Source organism: Streptomyces phytophilus (assembly GCF_013870535.1).
GTDB classification, from domain to species: domain Bacteria; phylum Actinomycetota; class Actinomycetes; order Streptomycetales; family Streptomycetaceae; genus Streptomyces; species Streptomyces phytophilus.
Window position 1 is genome coordinate 1 of sequence record NZ_JACBXC010001238.1, and the last position, 1,760, is coordinate 1,760.

Genomic DNA, 1,760 nt, shown 5'->3' on the forward strand with positions numbered 1-1,760 from the left:
GCTCCCGCTCCCCGTGCGCCGGCCGTACGTCCGCTTCGGCACCGGCCGCGGCGACCTCGGCAAGCGCGTCGAGGCGGAGATCCGGCCGCTGAAGACCCCGGCGCTCGGCGGGCTGCCGGCGGTCGAGCAGCACTACGTGCACGCCGCGCTCGACGGCCTGGAGCCCGGCACGGCATACGTCTACGGGCTCGGCCACGACGAGTTCGACCCCGCCGCCTCGCCGGGCGCCGACGCGCACCTCGCGGAGTTCCGCACCGCGCCCGCCCGGCCGGAGCGCTTCGTCTTCACCGCCTTCGGCGACCAGGGCACCGGCCGCGCCGCCCGCGCGATCACCCGGCGCATCGGCGGGCTGCCCGGCGGCCCGCCGGCGTTCCACCTGCACGCCGGCGACATCTGCTACGCCGAGGACTCCGGACAGGGGCTGGAGGGCGACCGCTACGACGCCCGGGTGTGGGACCGCTTCCTGCGGCAGATCGACCCGGTGTCCTCCCGGGTCCCGTGGATGGCGGCGATGGGCAACCACGACATGGAGGCGTGGTACTCCCCCGACGGCTACGGCGGCCAGCGCGCCCGCTGGCACCTGCCGGACAACGGCTTCGACCCGCGGGAGGTGCCCGGTTCGTACTCCTTCGTCTACGGCAACACCGCCGTCGTGGCGCTGGACGCCAACGACGTGTCGTACGAGATCCCCGCCAACCTCGGCTACACCGGCGGCGCCCAGGCGCGCTGGCTGGACCGGCGGCTCGGGGAGCTGCGGAAGAAGCCGGGGGTGGACTTCCTCGTGGTCTTCTTCCACCACTGCGCGTACTCCACCAGCACCCACGCCTCGGACGGCGGGGTACGGGAGCACTTCACACCGCTCTTCGACACCCACCGCGTCGATCTGGTGATCAACGGCCACAACCACGTCTACGAGCGCACCGACGCGCTGCGCGCCGGGGCCCTTACCCGTCCCCTGCCCGTCGGCGGCTCGGTGGACACCGAGCGGCACGGCGCGGTCTACGTGACCGCGGGCGGCGGCGGGCGCAAGCTGTACGACTTCAGCGCGCCGGACAGCTACGAGGGCCGGCGCCGCGACCGCGACGTCGTGCACACCTTCTCCTGGGCGCGCGACGGCGAGAAGGCGCTGGAGGACGTGGAGTGGTCGCGGGTGCGCTACACCGGCTACTCGTTCCTCGCGGTGGAGTCCCGGCCGGGCACCGCACCCGCGCTGCGGGTCGCCGCGTACGCCGACGACGGCACGCGGATCGACCGCTTCGAGCTGGTACGGGGTCGCTGAGCGGGCTCAGTGGCCGGTCGAACCGCCGTTGTCGCGGCGGTCGAACGCCCGCTGCAGCGCGGCGGCGGCGTTCTTCCGGGCGAGGGCGGAGTCCCGGTTCTGCTCGGTGCGGGCGGAGTAGCGGGCGCGGCGGACCGTGGTGGTGGCAGCCATGGGGCAGCTCCTTGGGGGCGCTGGAGATACGTGGGGACGCCGCTGGGGCGGGAGCGGCGCCGCAGGGGTGACCTGCGCAAGGCGCCATGCCTCGACCACCGTCGCTGTTCCGCGAGCTTTCGGCTCCTACAAAAGTAGGACGTCAAAGCGTTCTTGTCTCGCCATATACTCGGGCTTCCTACTATCTGAGACGGCACCCTCTTCGACCTGCGGTCATCTTGAGGAATCCAGGGTGTCGAGCAACGCCGCGAGCTGGGCGGGCGAGGTGATGCGGCGCACACCCGCGGGCGCGTCCGCACCCGCGGGCACGCCCCCGGGTGCGCCGGGG

The 1,760-nt window shown here is 73.5% G+C and carries 2 protein-coding genes; one reads left to right on the forward strand and one right to left on the reverse strand.

Annotated features, from left to right (window positions below; translation table 11 throughout):
- Positions 1 to 1,279, forward strand: a 1,279-nt coding sequence (locus H5J30_RS31190; protein ID WP_181790878.1) for a purple acid phosphatase family protein, incomplete at its 5' end; no start/stop codon positions are given.
- 6 nt (positions 1,280 to 1,285) lie between these two features.
- Here H5J30_RS31190 and H5J30_RS31195 read toward each other — a convergent pair.
- Positions 1,286 to 1,432: a hypothetical protein gene (locus tag H5J30_RS31195; RefSeq protein WP_181790880.1), complete on the reverse strand. Its 147-nt coding sequence runs from the start codon at positions 1,430 to 1,432 to the stop codon at positions 1,286 to 1,288.
- Between the last annotated feature and the right edge of the window lie 328 nt (positions 1,433 to 1,760).